This is a genomic window from Enterococcus dispar ATCC 51266 (genome assembly GCF_000406945.1).
Taxonomy (GTDB): domain Bacteria; phylum Bacillota; class Bacilli; order Lactobacillales; family Enterococcaceae; genus Enterococcus_C; species Enterococcus_C dispar.
This window is the reverse complement of the sequence record NZ_KE136354.1, coordinates 2,179,252-2,201,335: the sequence shown is the minus strand read 5'-3', so window position 1 is coordinate 2,201,335 and position 22,084 is coordinate 2,179,252. Positions and strand designations below refer to the sequence as shown.

Sequence of the window (22,084 nt, the reverse complement as noted above, 5' to 3'; positions counted from 1 at the left end):
GTCAACATTTAGGTGACTGGTTTTTTGGAAGAAAAAGACACGCAGCAATAGGTTGAAAGAAGCCAATAATTTTCTTACATGGTAAAATTTATCATATAGCTTTTTTCTTAATTGACAAAAAGATGCAGGGGTTTGCTGATTTATAGGACTTGTAAAAAAATGCTAGTGTTTCAAGAAGGAGGTACCTCATTGAGACGCTATATCAGTTTGCTAAGGGGCATCAATGTTGGTGGTAAAAATAAAATTGCGATGCCAGTACTAAAGGCGGGATTTGTTTCGTTAGGCTATCAAAATGTTATTACTTTTCTCAATAGCGGCAATATTATTTTCACGGCGGCAAATGAAGATCCAGCGCTGCTGACCCAACAAATAAGTGCAATGATTCATGAGCGCTTTGGATTAGAAATACCGGTATTGACGATTTTACAAGAAGATTTAATCGCAGTTTTGGCACATGCGCCAAATTGGTGGGGCACAGATGATAAAAAAATTTATGACAATCTGATTTTTCTCATGCCGCCTCTTGGTCTTGCTGAATTTTATCAAGCAATGGGAAATGTGAATGCTCAAATAGAACAGGAATCTTCGGATCACAATCTGATTTTTTGGTCGTTTGTGCGAGAAGATTATCAAAAATCTTCCTGGTGGTCAAAAACCGCCAAGAAAAAAATAAAAGACAAGATTACAATTCGCACAGCCAATACTGTACGGAAGATTGCCAACTTATAAGACCAGAATCCCCCGCTAAAACCTTGCTACCAAGCGGATGCTACGAATAAGTTACACAAAAATCAGGAGAAGTTCTTTACTCTTAGAAATGATTGCGGTTACAGTGGAATTAAAAGGAGGGACAAGAATTGACGGCTGTTGGAGCAAATATTAAATACTATCGCACATTGCATCATTACACGCAAAATGATTTGGCTAATGAACTTCACATCAGCCGCCAGACAATTTCAAAGTGGGAACGGGGCGTGAGCCAACCTACAATTGAATATTTAATTGGACTGTCTGAATTCTTCCAAATCACTGTCGATGAATTAATTAAAGTCACCCACAAAGCAATCAAAGAGGAGGAAACAATCATGAAAAAAGCAATTTTTCTTGTTAGTAATTATACCCCATCCAATAATAGCGAATGGGGTAAAGAGGCAAAAGATTATGGAACTAGAGATTTTATTGCCAATCTTAGTAAAATCCACCATATGTATGAATGGCGAGCAGCTAAACCAGCAGAGTTGCCAGAAATTTTAAACAAAGAAAATATCGGCATGATAGCAATAGCACCGACTGTTACCCCGCGATTAAAAGAAATTGAAGCACAGTATCCTGGGAAAATTCAAGTGATCTCACCTGCAGAATACGCTAAAATCACCACTAATTTTATCTTGGAACGTTAATTTTAAAGGCTAAAAAGAATACTCTAAAAGAGAAAGAGAATGCAAAAAGGAGTTAAATATGGATTATATTAAAGGCAACAAGTTAGCTTGGGAAGAGGCTTTTGAACAGCGACAGGAAAATTGGGGGGAAGATAATTTCAAACGTCTGTTGAAAGAAGAGCTACCTTTCTTTGATAGAAATGTCGCCTATGAACTGAAAAAAATGGATTTTAAAAACAAACGCATTGCGCAGTTTTGTTGCAATAATGGGCGGGAATTGTTGGCATTGTTACAACTTGGCGCTAAAAGTGGCGTGGGTTTTGATATTGCTGAAAATATTTTAGCACAAGGCAGAACCACGGCTTTAAAGGCTAATATCACCAATTGTGAATTTGTCGCGCTTAATATTTTAGATATTCCGAGTGACTATCACAATCAATTTGATTTTATCTTTTTTACAATTGGGGCGATTACTTGGTTTGAAGATTTAGCCACCCTTTTTGCAAAAGTAGCCGCTTGTTTGAAAAAAGATGGTATCTTACTCATTCACGATTATCATCCTTTTATGAATATGTTGCCTTTACCTGGAGAAGAAGAATTTGATCAGGACAAACTAAATCAGGTAAGCTATTCGTATTTTAGAACCACTCCTTGGATTGAAAATGATGGCATGTGCTATATGTCAAACACATATCATTCCAAAACATTCACTAGTTTTTCCCACACGATGGCAGAAATCATTACGAGTTTAGCTACAAATGGTTTTTACGTATTAGCGTTAAATGAATATGATTATGATGTTGGTTTAACCGATGTCTATGATAAGCAAGGCCTACCATTATCATTTCTTCTGACAGCTAAAAAGCAATAGCTTGTGGTCAAAAAGTAATCAGTGAAATACGTTTTTATTAGTTCGTGTCACTTGTTGTTTTAAGACGAAGAAGACAGCTAATTGATGTGTATGGGGTAATGTGTGATGTTACGAATCAAACCCGATTAAAGTAAAAAATGTTCCATTCCCTTTTTAGTCAAAGGAGAGGAGAAGTCAGATGTTAAACTATCAAGTATTTAAATCCGCAGAACAGCCAACACAAACCGCAATCAAGGAGTTTATGAGCTCCGAAAATTTCTTGCTTTTTGTTGCTTTAGATCAGTATTTGCAAGAAAAATATCAAATCAAACCTAAATTTTCTTATTCCAACTGTACAATGAATCAAAATATTTGGCGAGGTTGGAATATTAAATATCAAAAAAGCGGGCGATCATTTTGTACCATTTATCCGCAACAAGACTACTTTTTAGCGTTAGTTCCTGGTACGTCTTTTGAAGTGCGTAATAAAGAAGATGTGGATGAAGTAATGTTAGCAGTAGAACTTAGAAAAGAAGCCTTACAGGCCAAAAAGTAGTCACTAGCTGATATGGCAGTAAAGAAGCTGAGGAAAAGTACCGCGTTTTACTATTTTGCTTCAGGTAATCGGTGAATTAGACAAATATATATTGTTATTTTTTCTGATGAGTATTAGCAAAATCAAAAATGGTCTATACGTTCCCAAAAAAGAAGCTATTTACAATCGTGCTAAAATCGCTGCTGGTGGTGATTAAAGTTAATAGTTTAAAAAACCGTATCCTCTTTTAAAGAGCGATACGGTTTTTTTTTTGCGGTTGTAGCCATTGACAATCTGAAGTTAATTCGTTAGGTTTTTATATAGATGTTTATCTATATAGGAGAAAACGAAATGAATTATGAAGAGATGACGATTGTGTTAAAGGCGTTAGGTGATCCTAACCGATTAAAAATTATTGATTTACTTTCAGGTGGGAGTTTATGTGCTTGTGATTTGTTACAGCACTTTGATTTTACGCAGCCAACATTATCTCATCATATGAAAGTGCTGGAAAAAGCTGGCGTAGTGGTGGTGAAAAAAGAGGGAATTTGGCATCATTACAAATTGACAGAGCACTTTGTAACAGCGTTTATGCAGAGTATGCTGCAGCTATTTTCAATAAAAGAAGAGACGGTTGCTATTTATCCAAATGAAAATTGCGTCAAGGAAAGCTAAAGAAGTACAAACTGTGTCAGAGACACGCATTTTTGTAACAATGTTTTATGATGAAAGGAACAAATAAATGGTAGATGCACTTGAAATAAAAAATTTAAAAAAAGTATACAGTACAGGTGTCGAGGCCTTGCGAGGAATTGATTTGCAAGTAGCACAAGGTGATTTTTATGCCCTCTTAGGGCCAAATGGTGCTGGAAAATCCACGACGATTGGAATTATTACTTCTCTTGTCAATAAAACTTCTGGTCAAGTAAAAGTATTTGGTTATGATCTGGACAAAGAATTAGATAAAGCCAAGCAACAAATTGGGCTGGTTCCACAAGAATTTAATTTTAATCCCTTTGAAACAGTGCAACAAATTGTGGTCAATCAAGCAGGATATTACGGCGTTTCCCGTAAAGAAGCGTTAAAACGTAGTGAAAAATATTTAAAGCAATCGAATTTGTGGGAAAAAAGAAATGAGCGGGCACGAATGCTTTCAGGAGGGATGAAACGGCGCTTAATGATTGCAAGAGCATTGATGCACGAACCACGTTTATTAATTTTAGATGAACCTACTGCTGGGGTGGATATTGAATTAAGAAGAGAGATGTGGGCTTTTTTAACTGCTTTAAATGAAAGTGGTACAACAATTATTTTAACGACACATTATCTGGAAGAAGCAGAAATGCTTTGCCGAAACATTGGCATTATTCAAGCTGGTACGTTGATTGAAAATACCAGTATGAAGTCGCTTTTAGCCAAGTTACAGTATGAAACGTTTATTTTGGATTTAGCACCATCTGAACACGCTCCTGTGATAAAAGGCTATAAAGCTACCTTAGAAGACGAATTCACATTAGCTGTAGAAGTGCAGAGGGAGCAAGGAATGAATGAAATTTTTCAGCAACTAAGCGCACAAGGTATCAAAATTTTGTCGATGCGAAATAAATCCAATCGCTTGGAAGAACTGTTCTTAAAGATTACAGAAGATAAAAATGGATTGGAGGAGCATCATGTTTAGTCTATATTTTACAGCATTAAAAAGTCTTGCCGTGAAAGAAACCAATCGTTATCTGCGTATATGGGTGCAGACTTTGGTTCCACCAGTCATTACAACTTCTTTGTATTTTATTATTTTTGGCAAGATGATTGGTGGACGTATTGGGGATATGGGAGGATTTTCTTATATTGAATTTATTGTTCCAGGCTTGATTATGATGTCTGCCATTACGAGTTCTTATGCGAATGTTTCTTCTTCCTTCTTTTCACAAAAGTTTCAAAAGAATATTGAAGAATTATTGGTGGCACCAGTGCCAGCGCACATTATTATTTGGGGCTTTGTAATCGGCGGAATAGGTCGTAGTACATTAGTAGGGACGTTGGTCACGATAATATCTTTATTTTTTGTCCCCTTACATGTTCACTCTTGGTTGTTAGTGGTTTTGACCTTGCTGATGACAGCCATTTTATTTTCCTTAGCGGGTTTAATTAATGGTGTTTTTGCCCAATCCTATGATGATGTATCCATTGTGCCAACATTTGTCTTACAACCATTAACCTATTTGGGTGGGGTCTTTTATGCGATTTCGATGTTGCCGCCTTTTTGGCAAGCAGTATCTAAAATCAACCCGATTGTGTACATGATTTCTTGTTTTCGGTATGGATTTTTAGGCACTACGGATGTATCGGTGGTATTTTCACTGCTTGTTCTAGTCCTGTTTATCGCAGTACTTTATGCGGTTTGCTATTATTTAATTAGTCGTGGAAGAGGTTTACGCAGCTAATAAAATCTTTTTATAGTACAAAGGGGGGTCTTGCTTTACGCAGATACCCCTTTGTCTTTTTTATGGCCGCTATTTACAATAAAAAAGTCGAAAAACTTTGCAAAAAATAACATTTGACATAAGATGATAAAAAGGAGTGGGGATAGTGGAACAATTAAGTGACGCATTCATAATCATTGATTTACAAAATGGCGTTTGCCATGCTGAAGGCAAGCAGATTGATCATTTAGAAGAATTGGTGGTAGCAGTAAATAAGCGCATTGCGTTCTATCACACCGCAGAACTACCCATTATTTTTGTACAACACCAAGATGCTACATTACGCAAAAACTCTTTTGACTGGGAAATTCTGTCAGGAATACAAATAGGTATGAAAAGTCACTTTGTAAATAAAACCCATGCCAATTCGTTTTATCAAACAGATTTGTCACGTATCTTGACTAAAAATAACGTGAAATCGCTAGAAATTTGTGGGGCGCAAACGGAATATTGTATCGATGCAACCATTAAGTTTGCCCACGGAATGGGGTATGATTTGCGGATGCAAAAAAACATGTCTACTACCTATGACAATGAATTTATGACAGCCACACAGAACATTACGTTTTATGAGAAAATTTGGGATGGACGATTTTTGACGTTTATTTAAATGGGGCATTTTTGCTATAGCCGTCTTAACTTGTGGTATTTTACTAAGGAGTAGACAGGGAGATTTAAAAATAAAAGCAAGCGGCCTTATTTTATGCGTGCTATTTTTTCAACGTGCTAAAAAATTTTTTCTCCTTCTTTTTTACGCGCGTTCTTTGTTTCAATAGCTTTTTTTGCTCTTTTATGTCCGGAAATATTCCGATTTTTAAAAATTTTACAAAAAAATTTGTTGACAAATAATAAAAACCTAAGTAAGCTAACAATCAATTAAAGAATTTATACGTTGAAGAGAAGAGTAGCTAAAACGAGCAGTTTCAGAGAGTCCGGCCGGTGGGAAAGGACATTGCGCAATTTAGTGAAGATGAGCTCTGAGTATTTCAAATGGTTTACGCTATTTGAACGAAAAGCAATCGTTAATTTGCCGGGTATCAACAGGTACCGTTGAGATATTATTCGTGAGAATAATATGAATAAGGGTGGTAACGCGAAAAGTCTTCGTCCCTTTGTTTGTCATAGTTTGACAAGCAAAGGGATGGAGATTTTTTTTTGTTTTTTGACAGATTTCATCTCAAGGTAGTGAATTTTTTAAGCAAAGTAAATTTAGCAGTATCTAGATCAAGTTGAGGAGTTGGAAAGATGAAAAGGAAAAAGAGTATTTTGGTGGCAACAGGAATTTTGGCGGCATTAACATTAGCAGGGTGCACGTCAGGTGGTGCGACAAGTAAAAGCGCAAGTTCTGCAACCAAACAAGCAGCAAAACAAGAAATTAGTGTCAGTTTTCCGGCACCTTTAAGTACGCTGGATACCACGCAAACCACCGATAAAGTAACTTTTACAGTGGTACAACATTTATTTGAAGGCTTATATCGTTTTGATGACAAGAGTCAGCCAGTTCCTGCATTGGCTCAAAAAGTTGCTATCAGTAAAGATGGAAAAACGTACACCTTCACCTTAAGAGACGACGCCAAGTGGAGTAATGGTGAAAAAGTAACAGCAAATGATTTTCTTTTTGCTTGGAAACGGTTGGTAAATCCTCAGACAATGGGACCAAATGCCTATTTATTAGATAATGTAATCAATAGTCAAGATATCCGGGAAGGTAAAAAAGCAATTGATGAGATTGGGTTAAAAGCGCCGGATGAAAAAACATTTGAAGTGCAATTAAAACAAGCCCAACCTTCCTTTTTGTCCGTGGTATCAATTGGGTGGCTAGCACCTCAAAATGAAAAATTTGTAACCGAGAAAAAAGATAATTATGCTCGTACTAGTGAAGATCTTTTATATACCGGACCTTTTGAATTAAAAGATTGGAAACAAACCGGTGACGAGTGGACGTTGGTGAAAAATGATGCGTATTACGATAAAAAAGATGTCAAATTGGCAGAGGTTCACGGCTCCACTATTAAAGAAGAAAACACGGGTATTCAACTTGTAGATAGTGGTGAACTAGATTTGCAACGGATTAGTGGTCAATACGTAGAACAATTTAAAAACGATCCCCGCTTAACAACAGAAAAAGACGTAGCCAATCAATTTTTAGATTTCAATAAAAAGGCGAATAAAGCGTTAGAAAATGTGCACGTTCGAAAAGCAATTGCACTTGCAATTAATAAAGAGCAACTGGCTAAAAATGTATTAAATGACGGTGCCACACCGCTAAATGGTTTAATTCCAACAGGTTTATATAAAAATCCTGAGACAAATGAAGATTTCCGCAAGTATAGCGGTGATTACAACACGTATGACACCAAGGCAGCCAAAAGTGAATGGGACAAAGCTAAAGCGGTTATTGGCGATGAGCTGAAATTGAAATTATTAGTGACTGATGATGATAATGGTGAAAAAATTGGGGAATATTTACAAAGTCAATTACAAGAAACACTACCTGGTTTGAAAATTACGATTAATAAACAACCAAAAGTGAATTTGAATCAATCGCGAACAGACGGAAACTATGAGTTATCAGTTTCTGGTTGGATTGCAGGATCAAGTGAATTGGATTCATACTTCAACTTATACAAAACAGGTTCCTCTTATAATTATGGTGGTTACGATAGCAAGTCTTACACGGATTTAGTCGAAAAAGCCCGCACAGTAGATGCCAATGATCCAACTGCGTTCTTTAAAGATTACAAAGAAGCAGAAAAAATATTGCTAGACCAAGACGCAGCACAAGTTCCATTGTATCAAAGTGCTTCAAATTATTTAATCAATCAAAAAGTAAAAGGCATTGTTTTTCATGCCTATGGGGATTATTTCAATTTACGGACAGCCTCTGTAAAGTAAAGGAGTAAAAAATGAGTCAATTATTGGAAGATTTTTTGAGATACGTCAAAGTGAATACCCGTTCAGATGAAAAAGCGACTACAATTCCGACAACGCCCGGTCAAGTTGACTTGGCGTTGCAATTAAAAGAGCAATTGGAAGAATTGGGTTTACAAGAAGTAACCTATTTTGAAAAAAATAGTTTTGTGATTGGTGCTTTAAAAGGTAATCCAAAAAAGAGTGCAATTGGTTTTATTGCTCACGTAGACACGGCAGATTTTAATGCAGAAAATGTTCGTCCACAAGTGTTTCACCAGTACAAGGGGCAAGAGGTAATCTTAAATGCAGAAAAAAAGATTGTTTTATCCCCACAACAGTTTCCAAATTTGAAAGATTATATAGGAGAGACACTGATTACAACGGATGGCACGACCCTTTTAGGTGCCGACGATAAGGCTGGAATTGCTGAAATCATCGATGCTTTACGTCATTTGAAACAAATTCCCTTAAAAGAGCGCGGAGATGTTTGGGTAGCTTTTGGTCCGGACGAAGAAATTGGCAAAGGGGCAGATAATTTTGAGGTGACAGATTTTCCGGTAGACTTTGCATATACTATCGACAGTGGGCGGGTTGGACATTTTGAGTATGAAACGTTTAATGCTGCCAAAATTGAAATTTCAATTGAAGGAACTAGCGTTCACCCGGGTACGGCTTATGGACAGTTGGTGAATGCGATTAAGATTGGTGAAGCCATTGACAGTCACTTGCCACAAGCAGAAGTACCGGAATTAACACAAGGCTACGAAGGATTTTATTTATTAAATAAATTCCAGGGAGATATTTCATTTGCAGCGCTGGATTATATTATTCGAGATCACGACCATGCGAAATTTTTAGCCCGTAAAGAAGAACTCGTAGCCATTATTGCAAAATTGAATGAAACGTTTACGTATCCTCGTATTACTTATCGATTGTTTGATCAATATTACAATACGAAAGAAATAATTGACCAAGAACCGCGTGTCGTGGACTATGCACTTGCTGCCATGAAAAATTTAGGCATAAAACCAATTATCACCCCGTTTCGTGGTGGAACAGACGGCTCGAAGATTTCCTACAAAGGGATTGCTACGCCGAATTTATTCACTGGGGGTGAAAATTTTCACGGACAATATGAGTTTATTACCCTAGAAGCAATGGAAAAAGCGCGCGATACGATTATTGAAATCGTTAAAGTAGCAGCTGCAGCAGAATAATTTAGTTATTTTTGAAAATTTTTATAGCTTTTTCAATTTATTTAAACCGCTTGTTATTAATCAATTAAACAAATTAATTTGAAGTATTTTACAAATAAATTGAATGGAAAATCTGCGTTTTATCCTAGTTTTCTGAATTTTGATTGTGAGTATTTTTTTTACAAATAAATCACTCTTTGTTTTTTGAATTATCAGAATATTTATATATATTTGTTTTTTTATGAATAAAGTGTTGCTTTTTTAATAATTATTGATTAAAATTTTCGTTAACTTCAGAAAATGTTAAATATTCTGAAAATTCAATACAAGACAAGGGGTAAAGGGAATGAAAATGAAAAAGACATCATTATTCGGTGTTATTGCTGTCTGCGGTGTTGTGTTATCAGCATGCGGCAGTAACGGCGGCACAACAGATGGCAGCAGTGCTGCAGGCGGTTCTGGTAAAGAAGCGGACAAACAAGAGTTTAGAGTATCTGTCTTACAAGAAATGCCAAGTGCTGATTTATCACTTGCAACAGACACGATTAGTTTCACTGCGTTAAACAATGTTTACGAAGGAATTTATCGGTTAGACAAAGATAGCAAGCCAGTTCCAGCAGGCGCCGCTGAAGAAGCGAAGGTTAGTGAAGATGGTTTGAAATATACAATTAAATTAAGAGAAGATGCAAAATGGTCTGACGGGGAACCTGTTAAAGCATCTGATTATGTTTTTGGTTGGCAACGGACAGTGGATTCAAAAACCGCTTCAGAGTACGCATATCTTTATGAACCAGTAGTAAATGCAGCTGAAATTACAGCCGGAAAAAAAGATAAATCTGAATTAGGGATTAAAGCAGTTAACGATTACGAATTAGAAATTACGTTAACACGTCCTACACCTTACATGGATTATTTATTTGCTTTCCCTTCATTCTTCCCGCAACCGCAAAAAGTTGTTGAAAAAAATGGCGACAAATTTGCAACAAAATCTGATCAGTCAGTTTATAACGGACCTTTTGTTTTAGCAGGGTTTGATGGTCCGGGAACAGATACAGAGTGGGAATATAAGAAAAATGATACGTATTGGGATAAAGATACAGTGAAATTAGATTCTGTTAAAGTTAGTGTTGTAAAAGAATCTTCAACAGGTTTGAATTTATTCAATGACGGCCAAACAGATGATGCAATTTTAAGTGGTGAATTAGCACAACAAAATGCAAATCAAGAAGCTTTCCAATCTGTAAAAGAAGCGCGAACTTCATACATTGAATTGAATCAACGGAAAAAAGATTCACCATTTATGAATGAAGATTTACGTCTAGCAATTTCGTACGCGATTGACCGAAATGCAATTGTAAATTCAGTATTAGGGGACGGTTCTGTTGCCTCGACTGGTTTAATTCCATCGGATATGTCTAAAAATCCTAAAACCAATGAAGATTTCACTAAAGAAGCTGGTGATTTGGTAAGTTTTGATAAGAAAAAAGCCAAAGATCATTGGGAAAAAGCGAAAAAAGCACTGGGTAAAGACAGTTTTACTTTTGATATCGTGGCTTCTGACGATGACGGCACCAAAAAAGTGCTAGAGTACTTGCAAAGTACATTGGAAGAAACGTTGGAGGGTATCAAAATTAAACCAACACCAGTACCGTTTTCTGTTCGTCTTGACCGTTCAAATAATGGTGAATTCGATATGGTATTAGGTGGATGGGGTGCTGATTATTCTGATCCATCAAGCTTCACAGACTTGTTTGTTACAGGTAATTCTTATAACCGCGGTCAATGGTCAAATGCAGACTATGACAAAGTAGTCAAAGAGTCTAACACAACAAATGCGGGTGATCCGGTTAAACGTTGGGAAAACTTACAAGAAGCAGATAAAATTATCAGCTCAACTGCTGGGGTAATTGGTGTTTACCAAAAGGCAGAAGGCCACATGATTAATCCGAAAGTAAAAGGTATCGTACACCACGCTGCCGGTGCTTCATGGGATTACAAATGGACGTATGTAACAGAATAATAAGCACAACAAAAAACAAACACTTAAAACATCATCAAATGATTAAATAGTAAAAAGAGGCTGGCACTGCCAGCCTCTTGCAACTATTTGCTTATTTTTAGAAGGTGATTGGTGTTTTAGAAATTAATAATTATTAAAAGTTATTTAGCATCAAAAAAATCAGCGATAAGACGAAAATCACGCCGGCAATTTTCAACCAGAAGCCATACACGCCATCGCCAACTTGTGATAAAGGCGTATAGTTAGCTTTTTTCTTTTGCTTTCTTCCCAGCGCTTCATGCATGGATCTTTGAAAAGTATCGAAGAAGCCAGAGGAAAAAACCCATAACAAGATGCCGACAATCAAAAAAGGTAATCCCAGCATGAAGAGGGTGTCAGATAACGTTAGAAGACTTAAATTATTTTTAACAAGCCCCCAAATGATGGCGATACCGAAGATAAGAATGGAAATAAAATAGGGACGATATTTTTTCATAGTAAACTCCTTGTTTATCCTTTTTCAACTTGTCAGATGGCGTCTTATTGCTTAAGAGCAATTCAAGTTTTCAAAGCTTTTCTTTTACTTTAGCGAATCCATTTGCCAAAGTCAAAAGAGTTTTCAAAATGGCAGCAAAGTATCATACCTTGGTTTTATCGCTTTAGTGAAATTAAATTTGCTTCTGAAAGAAAAATAAATTGTTGATTAATTTGGATTGTACACGTTTTTGTTACTGCATTTTTTATTTATTAGGAGGAGAAATAATTTGAATGACTTTCTCAAATATTTTCTAAAAAGGTTGTTTTTTATGCTGGTAACGCTGTGGTTGATTGCAACGATCACATTCTTTTTATCAAAAATGTTACCAGGGACGCCGTATACCAACGCGGAACGTTTGAGCCCAGATCAAATTGCGTTGCTAAACAAACAAATGGGTTTGGATAAACCAGTTATTGTGCAATATGGAACCTATCTGAAAAATTTACTTCAAGGTGATTTTGGAATTTCGTTTCAATTTAAGAATCAACCAGTGGCCGCGTTATTGGCTGGTCGCGTGGGGCCTTCTTTACAGTTAGGGATACAGGCAATTTTACTGGGGACTTTAATTGGAATTATTTTAGGGACAATTTCTGCTATGAAACAAAATACATGGGTGGATACGTTAGCTACTTTAATTGCAATTTTAGGTCGCTCTATTCCCAACTTCGTCTTTGCTGTTTTACTACAATATGTTTTTGCAATAAAATTACACATTTTACCAATCGCCAAATGGGAAGGTTTTGCTTATACCATTTTGCCAACTATCGCACTGGCGATGTCGCCTTTGGCTGACTCGGCTCGATTTATTCGAACGGAAATGGTAGAGGTTATGCATAGTGATTATGTAGAATTAGCACGTGCAAAAGGTCTAAGCCGTTGGGAAATTGCCTTTAAGCACGGTTTGCGAAATAGTCTAATCCCATTAATGACCTTATTAGGTCCTTTGGCAGTAGCATTAATGACAGGTTCTTTGGTAGTTGAAAATATTTTTGCTATTCCTGGTATAGGAGAGCAATTTGTAAAATCAATTACCACTAATGACTATCCTACAATTATGGCGGTAACAGTTTTGTATTCGGCAATGTTAATCATCGTCATTTTGGTTGTTGATTTATTATACGGTATTGTTGATCCACGAATCCGCGTGTCAGGAGGGAGTAAAGGCTAATGGAAAATGTAAAACCTAAATACGATACGATTGCCAAAATCCCAGCGTCAGAATTTGAGTTGTACCACGGCAGTACCATTAAAGAACGAGAAATGATCGCTGCGCCGTCTTTGACTTTCTTACAAGACTCTTGGCGGCGCCTGAGAAAAAATAAAGCAGCAGTAATATGTATGGCCATTTTGGTAGTGATTATTTTTGTCTCCATTATTTCGATTCTCTTTTCACCTCATAATCCAACCAAACAAAATGTTGCTTACATGAATTTACCGCCTCGCATTCCTGGGATTAATATCAATGGTTTAAACGGAAAAGCGATGGTGGGCGGACAATTGGTTGATAAATATGCAGCGGCAAATGTCCCGGATAATTTAAATTATTATTTTGGTACTGACGGCTTAGGTCGTGATGTTTTGAGTCGTCTGCTGATGGGGACACGAGTTTCATTATTGATTGCCTTTATTGCAGCGATGTTTGATATTATTTTTGGTGTTACTTACGGTTTAATTTCCGGTTTAAAAGGTGGCACTGTCGACACTTTGATGCAACGAATTTTGGAAATTCTTTCAGGTATTCCCAATTTAGTCGTAATGATTTTAATGTTGGTTGTTTTTGAACCAGGGATCCCGTCGATCATCGCAGCTATGGCAATCACCAACTGGATTCCAATGGCGCGGATTGTGCGGGCGCAAACATTAAAATTAAAAGATCAAGAATTTGTTTTGGCTGCTCAAACGTTAGGCGAAAGTAATTTCAAAATTGCCTTTAAACATATTTTACCCAATATCTCCAGTGTTATTATTGTACAGATGATGTTTAGTATTCCAACGGCGATTTTCTTTGAAGCTTTCTTGAGCTTCATTGGCTTAGGTTTGACACCGCCGAATGCTTCATTAGGTACAATGTTAAGCGATGGTTACAAAACCTTCCAATATCTGCCTTACCTGTTGTGGGTACCAGCAGTTACGTTGTCAGTCATCATGATTGCCTTCAACTTATTAGCTGATGGTCTTCGTGATGCCTTTGATCCGAAAATGAAAGAGTGATGATGATGCCAGAAAAAGTATTAGAAGTTAAAGACTTGGAAATCTCCTTTGATACTTATGCGGGAACTGTTCGCGCAATTCGCAATGTTAGTTTTGACCTTTATAAAGGAGAGACGCTGGCGATTGTGGGGGAATCTGGTTCTGGTAAATCGGTAACCACTCGCAGTATTATGGGACTTCTAGCAAGTAATGCAAATATCGATAACGGGGAGATTCTTTTTAAAAATTCCGATATTGTCAAAAAAACGGAAAAAGAAATGCAAAAAATTCGGGGTAAGGAAATCGCTATGATTTTTCAAGATCCTATGACTTCCTTAGATCCGACGATGCCTATTGGCAAACAAGTTGCAGAGTCTTTGATTATTCACAATAAAGTCTCTAAAAAAGAAGCATTGGCTTCTGCATTAGAATTATTAAATTTAGTGGGTATTCCGAATGCCGAAAAACGTTTGAAAAACTATCCTCATCAATTTTCTGGTGGGCAACGGCAACGGATAGTGATTGCTATTGCGCTTATTTGTTACCCGGAAGTTCTTATTGCGGATGAACCAACAACAGCTTTAGACGTCACAATCCAAGCTCAAATTTTGGAATTAATGAAAGATATTCAGAAAAAAATTAATACCTCAATTATTTTTATCACCCACGATTTAGGCGTGGTAGCAAACGTAGCCGATCGGGTGGCTGTAATGTATGGTGGACGGATTGTGGAAGTCGGAACGGCAGAAGAAATTTTTTATAATCCACAGCATCCGTATACATGGGGGTTACTGGGTTCAATGCCGACTTTAGAAGGGGATGAAGAGCGCTTATATGCCATCCCTGGTTCACCACCAGATTTACTACAACCACCAACAGGGGACGCTTTTTATCCTCGAAATGAATTTGCTTTGAAAATTGATACGGAGCAAGCACCGCCTTACTTTGAAGTTTCCCAAACGCATAAGGCGGCCACCTGGCTATTGGCACCACAAGCTCCTAAAGTAACACCACCGGCAGAGATTGTCCGTCGTTGGGAAATTTTCAAAGAAAAACAAAATGCCTAAGGAGGTAGCCGCGTGAAAAAAGTTTTGTTAAACGTAAATCATTTGAAGCAATACTTCAATGTGGGGCGTAAAGATGAAGTCAAAGCAGTAGATGATATTAGCTTTCACATCTACGAAGGTGAAACCTTTGGCTTAGTGGGAGAATCCGGTAGTGGCAAATCAACAACCGGGCGGACGATTATCCGTTTAAACACACCTACTGGCGGAGAAATCGACTTTGATGGTCAAGATGTAATGAAAATTAAAGGCAAAGAAGGTTTAAAAGAATTTCGGCGCGACGTACAAATGATTTTTCAAGATCCTTATGCTTCTTTAAATCCTCGTATGAAAGTGCGGGATATTATTGCAGAAGGAATTGATATAAACGGGCTTGCGCAAGATGAAAAAGAACGCAATGCCTGCGTGGATGAGTTATTGGAAACAGTTGGTTTAAATCCCAGTCATGGCACCCGTTATCCTCACGAGTTCTCCGGTGGGCAGCGACAACGGATTGGTATTGCCCGTGCTTTAGCGGTAAAACCAAAATTTATTATTTGTGATGAGCCAATTTCGGCTTTGGATGTTTCCATTCAAGCACAAGTTGTTAATTTGTTACAAGACTTACAGGAACAGCAAAATTTAACATATCTATTTATTGCCCATGATTTATCTATGGTGAAACATATCAGTGATCGGATTGGGGTTATGCATTTAGGTAAATTATTAGAAGTCGGAACGAGCGATGCCATTTATAATTATGGTGTTCATCCTTACACAGAAAGTCTTTTGTCAGCAATCCCATTACCTGATCCAGATCACGAACGTAATCGTAAACGCATCAAGTATCAACCCCAACCAGATGACGGAAAACAAAGGGGAATGCACGAAATTGCTGAAGGACATTATGTGTATTGTTCAGAAGATGAAATTCCGCTTTTTAAAGAAAAATTACAGCGGAAATTAACACAAGGCCAAGTTGAAGCTGCTTTTTAGATAAAAAAGAGCTTTGTAGGAGGGTTAACGTTTTCCTTTGTGTTCTTTGGGGATAAGTCAAAATTTCAAAAAATTTACGAAACCGATATAAATGCTAGCTTAAATCTCGTACTAATGAATTTAGAAAGTATTTTTGTAAGATGAGAAAATTTGTTAGGTCAGGTTAAGTAGGGCAAGGGGAATGTTCCTACGAAAAGCCGCCACAACTGAAGGAATAATCAGTGAGGGGAGGCAGGTACCAATTAAGACATTAAAGGCTTATAGATTTGCGCTTTATCCTGACGAAGCCCAAAAACATTTTTTTATTCAGACTTTTGGCTGCGTTCGTTTTACGTATAATATGCTGTTAACACTACGACAGCAAGAAAGTGGCAAAACTGTTGAAGAACGTACTTCAGCACGTTTACAAAAACAGAAGATGACGCCAGCTAAGTTAAAAAAAGATTATCCTTTTTTAAAAGCAACAGATAGCTTAGCTTTGGCTAATGCACAGCGTAATTTGGAAAAAGCTTTTCAAAATTATTATCGCGGTCGTGCCAGTTATCCCAAGTTAAAAAGTAAGAAAAGTGCTTGGCAGTCGTATACGACGAATAATCAAGGACATACTATTTACCTAGCAGAAGACGGTTTGAAGCTTCCTAAGTTAAAAAGCAAAGTTTTAGTGCATCAACATCGCAGCGTTGCAGGGAAAATTCGTTCAGCAACTATTTCAGCTAAAAATCGGCAAGAATTTTATGTTTCTTTATTATGTGAAGAAGACATTCCGGCATTACCCAAAACGGGCAGTGAAATTGAAATTGCCTACGATCCAACAGGCTTGGTGGTGACGAATAAACCTATTGTGGGGATACCCACCTTTTGCCAAACCCAAGTTCTAGAAAAACTAAAAAAAGCGCAACGCCGACTTAGTTGTCGGGCTAAGAGTGCGCAACGCCGCAATGCTAAACTAGAACAAGCGAAAAACTATCAAAAGCAAAAATCCCAGGTGCAACAATTGTATATTCACAAGCTGAAACAAAAAGAGGATTTCACCGAACAACTTTCTATTGCTCTTTTGCGTCAGTTTGATTGTATTATTATCACAAAACCGCCAGAATTGCGGGAGAATAAAGAAAGCAAAGCGGCTAAAACCGTAAAAAAAAGTAAACACACCACTGTTTTCCCAAGTTTTGAGGATAATTTTACTTTAAGTGATTGGAATCGGTTGCTTTTAAAATTAAAATATAAGGCCGAGTGGTATGAAAAAGAGCTGGTTTTTATTTGTCCTACTAATGGAAAATAAAACTGGCACAGGAATTCTAGCGCACTTTCTTTATAATGAATTGATTTAAACTGATTTAATCAAGTGTTTGCCAGCGAAATACGTTACAAAAAGAATAACTATTTTTGTAAAACTGGAAGGAGCTCCAGGGTTCGCCTTGGGTATATAAAAAGTGTTGACACTTTTGTTTCTAGGAATCCGCTCACTAATTATGATTAACCATTCCGGCTTCTTTTAAAGAAGCAATAAAAGCTCTAATACAAGGGAGAAGACCTTGGCTTAGGGCTTTTTATTTTGCTTATAAAAAGGCAAATCTAGTCTGAAATATTTGTAACCGCTTATCATTTCAAAAAAATAGCAATGTATCGTATCCTTTTTATATGGAAGAAAAAGGAGGGACACACATGCAAGAACCTAACTTAAAAGATCCACGTTTGATTTATTCTAGTAAAACAGCTGCTGATAATCAAAAGACGCCTGCTACGCAAAAGAATATGCCTGAAAAACCCGACTGTGGTGAAGAAAGCTATGTTGGACATGCCCGCTTATTGAATCGTCGCGTTTTAATCACAGGTGCAGACTCAGGTATCGGGCGTGCAGCCGCGATTGCTTACGCACGTGAGGGAGCAGATATTGCGCTGCATTTTCTCCCTGGGGAAGAAAAAGATGCTGAAGAAGTTGTTTCCTATGTCAAAAAAGCTGGGCGAAAAATCACCTTACTGCCATATGATTTGCGGGATAAAAATGCTCCAGCAAAAATTATTGCAAAAGCTGTGGCCGACCTGGGAGGATTGGATACTTTGGTTTTAAATGCGGCACAGCAAATCTACGAAAAAGATATTGAAAAAATGCCAATGCAACAAGTTTATGATACGTTTCAAGTGAATATTATTTCGATGTTTGCTATCGTGCAAGCGGCGCTACCGCATTTAAAAGCTGGTAGTGCCATTATCACCACCACTTCGGTTCAAGCATTTGACCCAAGTCCACATTTAATGGATTATGCAGCGACGAAAGCGGCGATTGCAAGTTTTACTGTTAGTTTAGCTAAGCAATTAGCCAAAAAAGGGATTCGTGTAAATGGTGTAGCTCCTGGACCTATTTGGACCCCGCTACAATTAGACGAAGGTCAACCTCAAGAAGATTTACCAGATTTTGGGGATGATAGCTTGTTGGAAAGACCTGGCCAGCCAGTAGAACTTGCGCCTGTCTATGTCTTTTTAGCTTCAAATGAAGCCAGTTATGTGACAGCCCAAATTTATGGCGTCACAGGTGGCCAAGCCATCAATTTATAAACGAGTAACAAATGAGCAGTCTTACTAGACTGCTCATTTTTTCTAAAATAAAAAATAGATTGCAGAAAAAAGATGAAAATAAGCCGTTTTGTTTTTAAAATTTCTCAGAAGACGGTATGCTAATAGTAGGAAAAGAAATGCAATTATTTAAATGCAACATAAATTTTAAGGAAAGAAGTGAGTAGAATGGGTTTAATTTGGTCATTAATCGTTGGTGGTGTCATTGGGGCAATCGCAGGAGCGATTACAAATAAAGGTGGTTCAATGGGAATTATTGCAAATATTGTAGCAGGTTTGGTAGGTTCTGCCCTTGGGCAATCTATTTTGGGAAATTGGGGGCCTTCTTTAGCCGGTATGGCAATTATTCCTTCTATTGTTGGCGCAGTGATCTTAGTGGCAGTTGTATCATTCTTTTTTGGTAGAAAAGCCTAAAGTGAAAAAGCTTCATAATAAAGTTAACATAAAGTTAACGCATTTTTACTTTTTGTCAGTTTGTGTGGCGCGGATTGAAATTTTAAGTTTATCTTAAGGCCAGACTGCTAGTATTTTTTTGTTAACTGCGTTTTCTTTTGTTATAAACCGGAGGCAATACCGCCTTTAATTGCTTTTAAATTGGATGAGAACAGCTTTTTAGAAGCAGTCTTTATGCAGAAATAATAAGAAGCAGTTGGGAATCTCCTCCCAGTTGCTTCTTATTTGTGTTGATGTGGTTTGGTTTTATAAGCGGATGTTTTGACGATAAAAATATTTAAGAATAGACTCATGAAGTACTACCAAATAAGCAAGATTGGGAGATGATCGTTATGATCAAAAAAGTAATTATTGGTGGTTTTGCGGCAGTTTCATTGAGTCTATTATTAGCAGGTTGCGGCACAACTAAAACAGATTCAAGCCAACAAAAAGCAGATGAAAGTACGGCAATGAGTTCAAGTACTTCAATGTCTAGTGCAGCTAAGATGCAATATCAAGCTGGTGAAATTATTGGAAATTATAATAGTGATGATAAAAAAGTTCTTGGCGCAACACGTCCAGGTGAAACAGTAGAATTCAAAGTTCCGGTTTCTGACAAAGAAGAATACTTACACTTTGCCTTTATGCATGCAGCTTCAGGTGAAAAAGGATGGTATTTTGCACCAAAATCTGAAGATGGTATTTCATTAAATAAAGATACCTTTAAAGATAATATGACAATGGATATTACTAAAGATGTCGCATTGTTTGCTGCACCAAATGAAACAACTGCTATGATGGTTTCAAAAGATGACGGTTCCTTGAAATATGGGGATAGCGACAAATTTATGCAAGCAACAGTAGCATTGAAAGATGATATGTATGTTGTAACTATTAAAAACATTTCTGCAGGAGACATGGAAACACCATTTTCATCTGGTGTATGGGGAGTAACAGATACCAAAGAAAAAGGTTTTGACCACATGGCTTCAAAAGAATTGTCTACGCTCGCAACATCTGGACACCGTGATGATTTGTACAAAAAAGTTTCTGATAAATAATTTGTTCAAGTTCATTAATGGAAAAATGAAATAAAAAGTAAAAAATGACCTCGTGTGTTAAACCGAGGTCATTTTTTTTTAATGTAATTTAACAACAAAAGTTTCGTATGGACGCAGTGTTAATTGCTCTAATTTACAATACGTAGAAGGATAGTTTGTGATAATTGTTTGTTTTGCTGTATAAGGCAGAGAAAGTGTTTGCTCTGAAGCAGAAAAATTGGCACAAATCAGCCAAGTTTCACCTTGATAGCTGCGCGTATACGCAAAAATAGTCTCAGCGGTATTCAGTAAATGATAATCGCCCCAGACAATTAATGGCTGCTCTTTTCTTAAGCGGATTAGCTTTTGGTACGTATAAAAAATAGAGTTTTTGTCTTGCAAGCACGCTGCGGCATTAATGGTAGTGTAATTGGGGTTAATAGGATACCACGGGGTTACGTTTGCAGTGGTAAATCCCGCATGTTGCGCTGCGCTCCACTGCATTGGAGTACGCGCATTATCTCGTCCCTTGGTATTAATTGCCTGCCAAATTTTTGCTGTTTTGGTGTTGTTTGCTCGTTCTTTTGTATAGTAGTTTATACTTTCAATATCGTCTAATTGCTTGATGTCACTTACTTCTTGGTTGGTCATCCCCAGTTCTTCCCCTTGGTAAATAAAAGGTGTTCCTTTCATCATGTGAAGCAAAATTGCCAGCATTTTACTACTTTCAACCGGATAGCAGTCGGGATTGCCCCATCGAGATAAAATTCGAGGTTGATCGTGATTGCTCCAAAATAAACTATTCCATGCTGTGGCAGGCAATTGGGTTTGCCAGCGGGATAAAACGGTTTTTAGTTCGCTTACGTCGAGTTTTTTCAAATTCCATTTTGAAGTTTGTGGAACCTCATCTAGTGCCATATGCTGAAATTGAAAAACCATCGACAATTCTTTGCGATTAGGATCAGTGTACAAAGGGGCGGTTAATGGGGTGACGCTCCCTGTTTCTCCAATCGTGACGACATCTTTTTCTGCTAAAACTTCACGATACATTTCTTGTAAATAAGGATGTAGCAAAGGACTATCGCCAATAATTTTTTGATCAGGTATTTTGCCGATTAATTCAATCACATCCAAACGAAAGCCGCCAACTCCTTTTTGCAGCCAAAAATTCATGATTTGCCAAACTTCTTTTCTAACCGCAGGATTTTCCCAATTTAAATCCGGTTGCTCTTTTGCAAATAAATGAAAATAATATTCTTTTCTTTCAGGAACGTATTCCCAGGCAGAACCTCCAAAAAAAGAATTTAAGTCATTGGGTAAACCTTTTTTATCAGAGCGAAAAATATAATAGTCTTTGTAATGTGGATCTCCTGCCAAAGCTTTTTTAAACCAAGGATGCTCACTGGAAGTATGATTGACCACTAAGTCCATGATGATCTTAATGCCCATGTTATTAGCTGCTGTAATTAATTCTTCCATATCTTCCATCGTCCCAAATTCTGGCATAATAGCGCAGTAATCACTCACGTCATAACCGTTGTCGACATTGGGTGAAGCAAAAACGGGTGAGAGCCAAATCGCATCGATACCCAATTCTTTTAAATAAGGTAAGCGCGCGGTAATCCCGTTAAGATCGCCAATGCCATCATGATTACTGTCTTGAAAACTGCGGGGATAAATTTGATAAAAAACACTTTGTTGCCACCATTTTAAAGTCATTATAAAACTCCTTCCAAATAAATATAAATTTAGTGAAACGTTTTTCTTGATCGGTGAAATATTTTCAGCTAAATTTTAACATGAAAAAGTTTAAAAGGTGTAAATTTATTAAGATATTGTCATTTAACTTTTGATAAATGCTTATTTAAAGCCGTTTATAAGCGTATTAGAAAGTTTTTTTATAGAAAAATGTAGAAAAC

General features: G+C 37.2%; 21 protein-coding genes and 1 other annotated feature. Of the genes, 19 read left to right on the top strand and 2 right to left on the bottom strand.

The window, feature by feature from the left end:
* The first annotated feature begins 189 nt into the window (after window positions 1-189).
* The 11 genes from RK01_RS10375 to RK01_RS10325 all read left to right on the top strand — a co-directional run bounded on the left by RK01_RS10375 (window position 190) and on the right by RK01_RS10325 (window position 11,373).
* On the top strand, window positions 190-729 hold the full coding sequence (locus RK01_RS10375) for a DUF1697 domain-containing protein (protein WP_229084917.1): 540 nt from the start codon (window positions 190-192) through the stop codon (window positions 727-729).
* Window positions 730-857: 128 nt separating this feature from the next.
* Complete coding sequence (locus tag RK01_RS10370; RefSeq protein ID WP_016173239.1) at window positions 858-1,400, top strand: helix-turn-helix domain-containing protein; 543 nt, start codon at window positions 858-860, stop codon at window positions 1,398-1,400.
* A gap of 58 nt (window positions 1,401-1,458) precedes the next feature.
* The gene (locus RK01_RS10365; RefSeq protein WP_016173238.1) at window positions 1,459-2,250 is read left to right on the top strand and encodes a class I SAM-dependent methyltransferase; all 792 of its coding nucleotides are present in this window, start codon (window positions 1,459-1,461) and stop codon (window positions 2,248-2,250) included.
* Between the two features lie 178 nt (window positions 2,251-2,428).
* Window positions 2,429-2,785, top strand: a complete 357-nt coding sequence (locus tag RK01_RS10360; protein ID WP_016173237.1) for a DUF3788 family protein — start codon at window positions 2,429-2,431, stop codon at window positions 2,783-2,785.
* A 330-nt stretch (window positions 2,786-3,115) separates the two neighbouring features.
* Window positions 3,116-3,439 (top strand): ArsR/SmtB family transcription factor, encoded by a 324-nt coding sequence (locus RK01_RS10355; RefSeq protein WP_016173236.1) that lies wholly within the window; start codon window positions 3,116-3,118, stop codon window positions 3,437-3,439.
* 67 nt (window positions 3,440-3,506) lie between these two features.
* Window positions 3,507-4,442 (top strand): ABC transporter ATP-binding protein, encoded by a 936-nt coding sequence (locus RK01_RS10350; protein ID WP_016173235.1) that lies wholly within the window; start codon window positions 3,507-3,509, stop codon window positions 4,440-4,442.
* Window positions 4,435-5,205, top strand: a complete 771-nt coding sequence (locus tag RK01_RS10345; protein ID WP_016173234.1) for an ABC transporter permease — start codon at window positions 4,435-4,437, stop codon at window positions 5,203-5,205. The genes RK01_RS10350 and RK01_RS10345 overlap by 8 nt, the downstream gene beginning before the upstream one ends.
* A gap of 145 nt (window positions 5,206-5,350) precedes the next feature.
* The gene (locus RK01_RS10340) at window positions 5,351-5,854 is read left to right on the top strand and encodes a cysteine hydrolase family protein (protein WP_016173233.1); all 504 of its coding nucleotides are present in this window, start codon (window positions 5,351-5,353) and stop codon (window positions 5,852-5,854) included.
* A gap of 273 nt (window positions 5,855-6,127) precedes the next feature.
* Window positions 6,128-6,359: a binding site (T-box leader), on the top strand.
* A 130-nt stretch (window positions 6,360-6,489) separates the two neighbouring features.
* On the top strand, window positions 6,490-8,139 hold the full coding sequence (locus RK01_RS10335; RefSeq protein ID WP_016173232.1) for a peptide ABC transporter substrate-binding protein: 1,650 nt from the start codon (window positions 6,490-6,492) through the stop codon (window positions 8,137-8,139).
* A gap of 11 nt (window positions 8,140-8,150) precedes the next feature.
* Window positions 8,151-9,374, top strand: coding sequence for a peptidase T (gene pepT / locus RK01_RS10330; RefSeq protein WP_016173231.1), 1,224 nt, complete (start codon window positions 8,151-8,153; stop codon window positions 9,372-9,374).
* A 331-nt stretch (window positions 9,375-9,705) separates the two neighbouring features.
* Window positions 9,706-11,373, top strand: coding sequence for a peptide ABC transporter substrate-binding protein (locus tag RK01_RS10325; protein ID WP_016173230.1), 1,668 nt, complete (start codon window positions 9,706-9,708; stop codon window positions 11,371-11,373).
* Window positions 11,374-11,506: 133 nt separating this feature from the next.
* On the opposite strand, the gene RK01_RS10320 is transcribed toward RK01_RS10325, so the two are convergent.
* Window positions 11,507-11,848, bottom strand: a complete 342-nt coding sequence (locus RK01_RS10320) for a DUF3899 domain-containing protein (RefSeq protein WP_016173229.1) — start codon at window positions 11,846-11,848, stop codon at window positions 11,507-11,509.
* Between the two features lie 268 nt (window positions 11,849-12,116).
* Here RK01_RS10320 and opp3b point away from each other — a divergent pair, with 268 nt between their 5' ends.
* The 8 genes from opp3b (at window position 12,117) to RK01_RS10280 (ending at window position 20,186) form a co-directional block, all read left to right on the top strand.
* The gene (opp3b, locus tag RK01_RS10315; protein ID WP_016173228.1) at window positions 12,117-13,058 is read left to right on the top strand and encodes an oligopeptide ABC transporter permease; all 942 of its coding nucleotides are present in this window, start codon (window positions 12,117-12,119) and stop codon (window positions 13,056-13,058) included.
* Complete coding sequence (locus tag RK01_RS10310; protein WP_016173227.1) at window positions 13,058-14,101, top strand: ABC transporter permease; 1,044 nt, start codon at window positions 13,058-13,060, stop codon at window positions 14,099-14,101. Before opp3b ends, RK01_RS10310 begins: the two co-directional genes overlap by 1 nt.
* 2 nt (window positions 14,102-14,103) lie before the next feature.
* Entirely contained in the window at window positions 14,104-15,147 is a 1,044-nt protein-coding gene (locus RK01_RS10305) for an ABC transporter ATP-binding protein (RefSeq protein ID WP_143139799.1), read from the top strand.
* Between the two features lie 12 nt (window positions 15,148-15,159).
* Entirely contained in the window at window positions 15,160-16,119 is a 960-nt protein-coding gene (locus RK01_RS10300) for an ABC transporter ATP-binding protein (RefSeq protein ID WP_016173225.1), read from the top strand.
* Window positions 16,120-16,300: 181 nt separating this feature from the next.
* Window positions 16,301-17,401: an RNA-guided endonuclease TnpB family protein gene (locus RK01_RS10295; RefSeq protein WP_016173224.1), complete on the top strand. Its 1,101-nt coding sequence runs from the start codon at window positions 16,301-16,303 to the stop codon at window positions 17,399-17,401.
* 383 nt (window positions 17,402-17,784) lie between these two features.
* Entirely contained in the window at window positions 17,785-18,675 is an 891-nt protein-coding gene (locus RK01_RS10290; protein ID WP_016173223.1) for an SDR family oxidoreductase, read from the top strand.
* 186 nt (window positions 18,676-18,861) lie between these two features.
* Window positions 18,862-19,107, top strand: a complete 246-nt coding sequence (locus RK01_RS10285; RefSeq protein WP_034864752.1) for a GlsB/YeaQ/YmgE family stress response membrane protein — start codon at window positions 18,862-18,864, stop codon at window positions 19,105-19,107.
* A gap of 371 nt (window positions 19,108-19,478) precedes the next feature.
* A complete protein-coding gene (locus tag RK01_RS10280) occupies window positions 19,479-20,186 on the top strand; it encodes a hypothetical protein (protein WP_016173221.1) in 708 nt (235 codons plus the stop codon).
* A 78-nt stretch (window positions 20,187-20,264) separates the two neighbouring features.
* Here RK01_RS10280 and RK01_RS10275 read toward each other — a convergent pair whose 3' ends face one another.
* Complete coding sequence (locus tag RK01_RS10275) at window positions 20,265-21,884, bottom strand: glycoside hydrolase family 13 protein (RefSeq protein WP_016173220.1); 1,620 nt, start codon at window positions 21,882-21,884, stop codon at window positions 20,265-20,267.
* Between the last annotated feature and the right edge of the window lie 200 nt (window positions 21,885-22,084).